This window comes from Azohydromonas aeria (assembly GCF_009760915.1).
Taxonomy (GTDB): domain Bacteria; phylum Pseudomonadota; class Gammaproteobacteria; order Burkholderiales; family Burkholderiaceae_C; genus Azohydromonas; species Azohydromonas aeria.
Map to the genome: position 1 here is coordinate 96,858 of NZ_VIDQ01000019.1, position 8,452 is coordinate 105,309.

The 8,452-nt window shown below is 76.0% G+C and carries 7 protein-coding genes; all 7 read right to left on the minus strand.

The features are described 5' to 3' along the window. The gene (locus FJ694_RS13845; RefSeq protein WP_157267822.1) at positions 1-837 is read right to left on the minus strand and encodes a caspase family protein; all 837 of its coding nucleotides are present in this window, start codon (positions 835-837) and stop codon (positions 1-3) included. A gap of 18 nt (positions 838-855) precedes the next feature. Further along, entirely contained in the window at positions 856-1,521 is a 666-nt protein-coding gene (locus FJ694_RS13850) for an anti-sigma factor family protein (protein WP_157267823.1), read from the minus strand. After that, positions 1,518-2,108 carry an RNA polymerase sigma factor gene (locus FJ694_RS13855; RefSeq protein ID WP_157267824.1) on the minus strand — a complete coding sequence of 197 codons (591 nt, stop codon included), beginning with the start codon at positions 2,106-2,108 and terminating at the stop codon, positions 1,518-1,520. Before FJ694_RS13855 ends, FJ694_RS13850 begins: the two co-directional genes overlap by 4 nt. Positions 2,109-2,196: 88 nt before the next feature. Beyond that, a complete protein-coding gene (locus tag FJ694_RS13860) occupies positions 2,197-2,790 on the minus strand; it encodes an OmpA family protein (RefSeq protein WP_157267825.1) in 594 nt (197 codons plus the stop codon). A 117-nt stretch (positions 2,791-2,907) separates the two neighbouring features. Continuing rightward, positions 2,908-4,491: a caspase family protein gene (locus FJ694_RS13865; RefSeq protein WP_157267826.1), complete on the minus strand. Its 1,584-nt coding sequence runs from the start codon at positions 4,489-4,491 to the stop codon at positions 2,908-2,910. Then, positions 4,488-5,078 (minus strand): type VI secretion system-associated protein TagF, encoded by a 591-nt coding sequence (tagF, locus tag FJ694_RS13870; protein ID WP_157267827.1) that lies wholly within the window; start codon positions 5,076-5,078, stop codon positions 4,488-4,490. Before tagF ends, FJ694_RS13865 begins: the two co-directional genes overlap by 4 nt. Beyond that, a partial coding sequence (gene tssM, locus FJ694_RS13875; protein ID WP_157267828.1) for a type VI secretion system membrane subunit TssM occupies positions 5,060-8,452 on the minus strand: 3,393 nt, incomplete at its 5' end. The genes tagF and tssM, both read right to left, overlap by 19 nt.

Sequence of the window (8,452 nt, forward strand, 5' to 3'; positions counted from 1 at the left end):
TCAGCGCACCACCGCGCATCCCCCGCCCGGCCCCGGCTTGAAGCAGAAATCGCCCGTCAGGCTGGAGCTTTCCCAGGGCACCTGCACGCGCCCGGTCTCGCGCGCCACGCTCAGGCGCACCTGCTTGAACAGCATCTCGATGGGCAGCCCCGGCGATTGCAGCGCGCCCAGCAGGTGCTTGGTGTAGAGGCTGTGCGGCTCCTTGGGGTTGTCCAGCGCCACGCCGCCGGGCGCGGTGGAGAAGGCCACCATCGAGCCCAGCGGCGCCTCCACCGGCGCCAGCCCCGAGGGCGTGGCGCCGCGGAACTTCAGCCGCCGCCCGTCCGGGCCCAGGATCTCCGCGCCGGAGAACGGGTTGTTGCGGCAGGCGTCGAGGATGACGATGTTGATGCCCTGCTGCAGCGCGCCCAGCCGCTCCAGCAGCTCGTTGAGGTCGGCGCTCTTGGCCGGCACCTCCTCCTCGGCGCGGATCTCGGTGTCCACCGGCAGCAGGTAGTTGCGCCCCTTCACCTGCAGCCCGTGGCCGGCGTAGAAGAGCAGCCGCACGGCCGCGCCGCGCGTATCGACCGAGAAGCGCCTGAACGCCTCGATCAGCTCGCGCAGCGGCGCGTCGCGCACCAGCGAAACCTCGAAGCCCAGCGCGCGCAGCGCCTCGGACATGGCCTGCGCGTCGGAGGCCGGGTTCTTCAGCGGCCCGACGCGGTAGGCGCTGTTGCCGATGACCAGCGCCACGCGGCGCTCGCGGGCAGCGGCGGTGGAGGGCGCGGGCGCGGCGCGCACGCCCGCGGCGGCCAGCAGCGCGGCGGCGCACAGGGCTCGGCGTCCGGACAGGGGCATGGTTCGTGTCTCCTTCGCTCACTGCCGCGCCGGCAGCCCGTCCACCACCTGCACGCCGTCCACGATCGGGCTGGCCTGCAGCTGCGCCGTGAGCTGCGCGATCTGCTGCGCCGGCACGCGCACGTAGTAGTCGCCCAGCTGCCCCGGGCCGGCAGCCAGGCTGCCGTTGACGCCCACCAGCAGCATGCGGATGTCGCTCTCGCGCGCGTCGGGCTTGAAGTTGAGCTTCAGATACGGCCCCTGCTCCACCACCGCGCCGCCGCGCAGCGCGCGCAGCTCGGTGCTGTCGTCCTCGTGCTGGCCCAGCAGCTGCACGATCACCGCGCCCTGCACCACCGCCAGCGCCAGCGCCCCGCCCAGCGCCGGGCGCAGCGCCGACTGCGGCACCAGCGACGCCAGCCAGCCGCGCAGCCGCGCCAGCGCGCCCGGCTGCGCCGCCGGGCGCGCGCCCGGCTGCGCCCGCCCCTCGGCGCGGATGCGCTGCAGCGCCCGGTCCAGCCCGACCTCGGCCGACACCGCCGGCGCCTCCTCGCGCACCCGGGCCTGCAGCGAGCGCAGCCACTGCACCTCGGCCTGCGCCTCGGGATGGGCCTTCAGATACGCCTCGACGCGCTCGCGCTCGGCCGCGGGCAGCGTGCCGTTGACGTAGAACGGCAGCAATTCGTCCAGGGTGTCGTCGTTCATGGCGCTGCTCCGGTGAGCGATCCGCCGCCTTCGCGCTCCAGCAGCAGCTTCAGGCAGTTGCGCAGCTTCTGCCGCGCGTGGAAAAGCCGGGTCTTGACGGTGTTCTCGGGGCAGGACTGCACCTGCGCCACCTCGGCCAGGGACAGGCCCTCGTAGAACACGAGGTGGATGGCCTCGCGGTGGTCCTCGGACAGCCGCCCCATGCAGTGCTGCACGCCCTCGCGGCGCTGGCGCTGCGCCAGCAGCTCGAAGGCGCCGGCGTCCTCGCTGGCGACGACCTCGGCGATCTCCTGCAGGTCCTCGTACACCGCGTCGGGCTTGCGCGAGCGGAAGGCCATGAGCACCTTGTTGCGCGCGATGCCGATGAGCCAGGTGCTGAACTGCGACTCGCCGCGAAAGCGCGCCGGCGCCTTCCAGACCTCGTAGAGCGTGTCAGCCACGATTTCCTCCGCCTGCGCCTCGTTGCCGAGCTTGCGGATCACGTAGGCGTAGAGCCGGCGCGAAAAAGCCCGGTACAGCTCGCGGAAGGCCGCCTCGTCGCCCTGTCCGATACGGCCGAGCAGCCGCATCACCTCGTCGTTGTCCATGGCGGGAACGCGCCGACGGCACGGATGGGAGTGGAAGTCTCATGGTAGGTGCCGAAGGCGGGATGGGGAAACCTTGCGCGGCGAGACATCACTCGCCGCGGAACTGCACGCGCCGGTTCTCCGGCGCGTCCGGGTCGCGCCCGGGCAGCGGGTCGTGCTCGCCCCGGCCCACGGCCTGCAGCCGCGACGCGGCAATGCCGTGCTGCGCCACCAGGTACTGGCGCACCGCCTGCGCGCGGCGCTGCGACAGGCGCTCGTTGTAGTCGTCGCCGCCCAGCGCGTCGGTGTGGCCCTCGATGACCACGGCCTTGTCCGGCGGCAGCAGCCGGATGCCCTGCGCCAGCGCATCGAGCTGGCGCCGCGCCGCGGGCTCGATGGCGGCGGAGTTGAAGCCGAACTGCACCGGCAGCGCCAGCGCCGGCGCCGCCTGGGCCTGCGCGCCGGCGCCCTGAAGCGCCTGCTGCGCCGGGGCGTCGTCGTCGAGCAGGCGCAGGCCGCGGAACTTGGGCGCCCGGGCGGGCTTGGGCGCGTCGAGGATGGCGGCCACCTCGCGCGGATCGACGGCCTCGTCCGCGCCGTAGAGCCGCACCTGCTGGGCGCGCGCCGGATCGGCTGCGGCCACCAGCGTGACGGCGGCAGCCAGCGCCGCGGCCAGCGTGGCGGGGGTCAGGCGGTTCGTCATGGCGGTGTCCTGGATGGAGAACGGGGGATGCCGCTGGGTTGCGGCGGCGCGGCGGGGGGTTCAAGGCTTTCACCGACCCGGCACGCGGCTCCGGGACCGCGCGGATTCAGCGGGCATTCACCGCAGCTCGTACTCCACCAGCTCGAAGCTGGTCGCCTCGCGCAGCGCCCCGCCCACGCTGGTCGAGACGGTGCTTTTCACCATGCGCCTGACGGCCGGCGCGTACCACACCACCTGCTCCACGCTCACCGCCTTGCCCCCGCGCGGCGTGGCGCGGCCGGTGAGCACGACCTTCAGCGCCCTGAAACGCCCGGCCGCCACCTGCACCTCCTCCTCGCCCTCGACGCGCGCCTGCAGCGCCACGCTCACCTGCTCCACCCGGCGCACGGGCGCGCCCAGCGCCTGCCCGGGCTGCAGCGCGCCGCCCGACGCCAGAAGGTAGGGCGCGAACTCCGGCGGCGTCAGCGTCCAGCCGGGCAGCTCGTGGAAGGCCGGCGCCAGCGCCGCCACCGCCGTGCGCAGCCGGGCGTCGGAGGTGGTGCTCCAGCTCTCGGCCACGCCCTCGGCCGTCACGCCCTCGACCCGGGCGCTGACGAACAGGTCGCCCAGCCGGAACTGGTCCTGCACCCGGTAGCGCCAGCGGTCGCCGACGCGCGGCAGGGCGCCCGCGCCCGGTGCCGCGACCGGGGCCGAGACGGCCGGCGGCGGCACGGCCTGCGGCGCGAGGGCCACGGCCTGCGGCGGCGAGGCCGGCGCCGCACCGAACGCCGCCACCCGCGCCTGCGCCAGCGCGGCAAAGCGGCCCTGCGGGTACTGCCGCAGGTAGGCCCGGTACTCGTCGGCGCGCTGGGAGGCCTGGATGCTGTTCCAGAACGCGATCTCGCCGGCGGCGTCCACGTCCGCCGGCGCCGCGGCCGTCGCCGCCACGCCCGGCACGAAGGCGAACTCGCCCTGCAATGAAGAGCTTTCCCACGGCACCTGCTGCTGCTGCGTCTCGCGCACCACGCCCTCGCGCACGCGCTTGAACACCTGCTCCACCGGCAGCCCCGGCGTCAGCAGGTGCCTGGCAAGGTGCTCGGCATAGACGCCGTTGGCGCCGCTGCCCGCGTCGGCGGCGAGCTTGCCGGGCGCGGTGGCGTACGCCAGCAACGTGCCCACGGGCGCGTCCATCTGCGCCAGGCCCTGCGCCGACACCGTCTTGCCCAGGAACGGGTTGTTGCGGCAGGCGTCGAGGATCACCAGGTTGATGCGGCTGCGCGCATGCCCCATGCGGCCCAGGATGAAGCCCAGGTCGATGCCGGCGATCGGGATCTCGTCCTCGCTGCGGATCTCGGCGTCCACGGGGATGAGGTAGTTGCGGTCGCGCAGCTGCAGCCCGTGGCCGGCGTAGTACAGCAGCGCCACGGTGTTCTCGCCCAGCCGGTTGCCGAAGTCGCGCAGCGCCTGCAGCAGCGCGGCGCGGTCCAGGTCCTGGCGCAGCGCCACGTCGAAGCCGGCCTTGCGCAGCCCGGCGGCCACCAGCTTCGCGTCGTTGACGGGGTTGTCCAGCGGGTCGCTGCGGTAGGCGGCGTTGCCGATCACCAGCGCCACGCGCTGCTCGGTGACCTCGCCGACGCCCGGCGCGGCCGCCGCCGCAGCGGCGGCCAGCAGCAGCCACGGCAGCCACAGCAGCGCCAGCAGCCGGTGCGCCATCGCCCTCATGCGCAGGCTCCGAGCAGCGCGGTGAAGGCGGCCGCGGGCGGCAGGCCGTCGAAGCGGCAGCGCAGCTCGCCGCCGGCGCGGCTGAACCACCAGACGCTGCCGCGCTCCGCGTCCTCTTCCGATGCGGGCGCCGGCCACTCGGCCCCGTCCACCGCCTCGGCCAGCACCCGCTCCAGGTCGTCCACCGTGAAGCGCAGGTCCAGCACCTGGCGCATCGCCGCGTCCAGCGCCTCGAACCAGCGCGGCAGCGCCCGCGCCTGGCCCAGCGCCAGGCCGGGCCGGGCCACGGTGAGCGGGTAGTGGCGGCCGACGCGGTCCAGGCTGGGCATCACCAGCCCGGTCCAGGACGTGGCGCCCAGCAGCCCCGGCGCCAGCCAGAAGCGCACGATCGGCGCCACCAGGTAGCCCTCCAGCCAGCGCGGGCCCAGCGCCTCGCGCGAGGCGTTCAGGCCGTGGCGCAGCCACTCGTCCCAGCCGGCGATGAAGGCGTCGGGCAGGCGGCGCGAGGCGAAGTCGCCCAGGGCCGGCAGCTTCCCCCACCAGCCCGGGGGCAGCGGCGATGACGATGTCAGAGCTGTCTCGGACATGCGAAGGACTCCAGTTCGGCGCGCAGCGCCGGGTTCAGTGCCGACGCGCTGCGCACTTCGAAGCGGGCCTGGTGGCCCTCGACGTCGAAGGTCAGCTCCGCCCGCCCACCCGGCCCCGGCGCCACGCGCACGCGGTCGAGCAGGCGCAGCAGCGCCCAGGGGCCCTCGAAGCTGTAGCCGTTGCCGGAGCCCGCGCGCAGCGTCACGCGCCCCGGCGCGCCGTCGGCCGCCGGCCAGCGCAGCCGCTGCGGCGCTTGTGCGCCGCGCCGGAAGCGCAGCGGCTGGCCGTCGATCTCGATCACGAATTCCGGCAGCGCCGCGTCCAGCGCCAGCAGCCGCAGCTCCAGCTGCACGCCGAAGCGCCGCCCGCCATCGCTGAAGAAGGCCTCGCGCACCTGGCGCGCGCGCTGCAGCCCGGGCGGCGTGGCGCTCTCGCCGTAGGGCAGCAGGCGGCGCTGCACGAAGTCGTCGAGCACGCCGCCGGCGCCGAAGAAGGCGATGAAATCCTCCCGGGACACCTCCTGCGCCGCGCCGCGCGCGAAGGGGTAGCGGTGGTCGAGCACCCGGCTGCAGGCCGCGCCGACCTCGGCCGAAACCTGGCGCGACAGCGGCTCGCGCAGCGCCGCCAGCGCCTGCGCCGACGCGCTCGCGGCCAGCGGCGACAGCAGCGCGTCCACCGGCGCGGGCGCCTGCGCCGCCGCGGCGCTCAGCGCCCTGAAAGCCGGCCCCGGCGGCGGCAGGGTGCGGCGGCGCAGCGCGTCCTCGATCACCGTCAGCTGCTGCCCGGCGCTGCCGAGCTGCGCCAGCGTGTCGTCCAGCGGCGCCGGCTGCCCGGACACGAAGCGCGCCAGCGCCGCGTGGCGCGGCGCCAGCAGCGGCGAGGCATTCACCTCCTGCGCCAGCGCGCGCAGCAGCTGCGCCAGCGCCGCGTCCGGCCGCGACAGCGCCTGCGCCGCCTCGGCCGTGGCTGCCAGCGAGGGCGTGGGCGCCAGGCGCAGGTCGGCGATGAAGGCTTCCCATTGCCGCGCGTGGTCGGCCAGGTAGAGCTGCTCCACGGCCTCGGCCAGCGACGCGGGCGCCGCGGCGCCAGGGGCGGCCGCCGCGACCGGCATGGCGCGCGCGCCGGCCGTGCCCAGCACCCAGGCGCGCTCGCGCTCCAGCTGGCGCAGCGCCTCGTGCGTGCGCTCGCGCAGGCGCTGCGGGTACACGGCGCGCGTGTAGAAGCCGGGCACGCCGTCGTCCAGCGGCCGGCCGCTGGCGCGCGCGAAGTGGCGGGACGCGGCCGGCCCGGCCGCCGCCGCGACGCTGAAGGCCGGCACCGCGGCGCCGTCCTGGCGCAGCCGGTGGTACACGCGCTCGGCCACCGGCACGCTGGCCACCAGCGCCCGCGCCCGGGCCACGAGCTGCGGATCGGCGCCTTCGGGCGCCCCCACCTCGCCGCCGGCCAGCAGCCGCTGCAGGTGGCGGCGCAGCGCCACGCGCTCGGCCACGCCGGCCTTGAGCGTGGCGTCCCAGTCGGCGTTCAGGTCGGCGCGCAGCGCCGTGGCGTCGAAGTTGCGCCCGGCAAAGAGCATCAGGTAGGCGCGCAGCGCCTCGTAGACCAGCTCGACGTGGTCCTGCGCGTCGCTGCGCAGCCGCGTCTCCAGCCGCGCGGCGATGCGCGGCAGGAAGGCGTCCTTGAGCAGCCGCGCGTAGGCGTCGCCGGCCGCGGTGGCCAGCATCTCGCGCTGGTCCAGCCCCAGCGGCCAGGGCACGGCCGCGGCGTCCGGCGCGCCGGCGAAGCGCTCCACGCCGTCGAGCACCGGCACCAGCGCGACCAGGTCGGTGGGCGCCGTGGCGCGCGCGGCCTGCGCCTGCTGGCGCAGCGCGGGCAGCCGCGCCTCGGCCGCGGCGAGGTAGGCGCGGTTGTCGGCCCAGGCGCGCCAGCCCAGCGCCACCATCGCGGCCGCCGCGGCCAGGCTCAGCCCGGCCAGGCTCGAATGGACGAGCGCGCGGCGCCGCTCCCAGCGCAGGTTGGTGCCGGCCAGTCCCGCCTCGGCAAACACCACGTCGCGCAGCAGCCGCGTGACGAAGAAGCTGCGCCCGCTGGGTTGCGCCGGCGCCAGCAGCCGCCCGGACAGTCCCAGCGCACGCGCGATGCCGCCCAGCGCGCGGTCCATGGGCGTGCCTTCCTGCGTCGCGCTGGTGAAGTAGACGCCGCGCAGCATCGGCGAACGGGCACCGGCACCGGTCTGCGGCGCCGGCTCCGGCTCCGGCGCGAAGGTGTCGCGCAGCAGCTCCAGCAGCAGCTCGTGCAGCAGCCGCCACTGCTGCGGGAAGGCGAACAGCGCGGCGCGGCGCTCGCGGTCGGGCTCGCCGTGCAGCCGCTCCAGCAGGTACTCGCCCAGGCGCTTCTCCAGCGCCGCGAGCTCGCTGCTGAGCAGCGGCAGCGGGTCGGCCGGCACGCCCTCGGCCGGCAAGGTGAAACCCCAGACCTGGGCGCGCTCCTCGGCGTTCAGGTCGGCGAAGAACTCCATGAAGCCGGCCAGCAGGTCGGTCTTGGTCACCAGCACGTACACCGGCAGGCGCAGCCCCAGGCGCTGGCGCAGCTCGTCGATGCGCGCGCGCAGCGCCCGCGCATGCGCCTGGCGCGCCCCGGGGCCGGCGCCCAGCAGGTCGGCCACGCTGACGCTGAGCAGCACGCCGTTGAGCGGGCGGCGCGGCCGGTGCCGCTTGAGCAGGTCCAGGAAGCCCAGCCACGCGGCGCGGTCCGCGGCCTGGTGGCTGTCCTGCGTGGTGTAGCGCCCGGCCGTGTCGATCAGCACCGCCTGGTCGGTGAACCACCAGTCGCAGTTGCGCGTGCCGCCCACGCCGGGCAGCGCCGGGTTGCCGTCCCGCGCCTGGGCCAGCGGGAACTGCAGCCCGGAGTTGACCAGCGCCGTGGTCTTGCCCGCGCCGGGCGCGCCGATGATCACGTACCAGGGCAGCTCGTGCACCCAGGACCCGCGCCGCCAGGCGAGCCAGCCCGGGCGCCGCCCGCCCGGCTGCGCCCCCAGGCGCGAGCGGCGCAGCTGCGCCACCGCCTCCTTGAAGCGCCGGCCCAGCAACTCGACCTCGGCCGTGGGCGCGGCGGCCTCGCCGGCCACCAGGCCGTCGAGCAGCCGGGCGTTGTCGCGCCGGGCCCGCAGCGCGCGGCCCGCGGCCCGGGCCAGGCTGGCGGCCAGCAACGCCGCCAGGGCCCAGCCGCGCGCCGCCTCGCCGGCCAGCGGCACCCGCCCGGCAATGGCCACCAGCGGCCCGACCCACCAGATCAGCGCCGCGGCACCCAGCACGCCCACCGCCTGCAGCAGCGGGCGCAGCCCGGGCCAGCGCGGCTCGGCCAGCTTCATGGCGCC

What these genes read in the sequence shown, in the direction of transcription:
- FJ694_RS13865 (WP_157267826.1), bottom strand. Translation starts at nt 4,491, where the DNA reads ATGAGGGCGATGGCGCACCGGCTGCTGGCGCTGCTGTGGCTGCCGTGG.
- FJ694_RS13850 (WP_157267823.1), bottom strand. Translation starts at nt 1,521, where the DNA reads ATGAACGACGACACCCTGGACGAATTGCTGCCGTTCTACGTCAACGGC.
- FJ694_RS13860 (WP_157267825.1), bottom strand. Translation starts at nt 2,790, where the DNA reads ATGACGAACCGCCTGACCCCCGCCACGCTGGCCGCGGCGCTGGCTGCC.
- tagF (WP_157267827.1), bottom strand. Translation starts at nt 5,078, where the DNA reads ATGTCCGAGACAGCTCTGACATCGTCATCGCCGCTGCCCCCGGGCTGG.
- FJ694_RS13845 (WP_157267822.1), bottom strand. Translation starts at nt 837, where the DNA reads ATGCCCCTGTCCGGACGCCGAGCCCTGTGCGCCGCCGCGCTGCTGGCC.
- FJ694_RS13855 (WP_157267824.1), bottom strand. Translation starts at nt 2,108, where the DNA reads ATGGACAACGACGAGGTGATGCGGCTGCTCGGCCGTATCGGACAGGGC.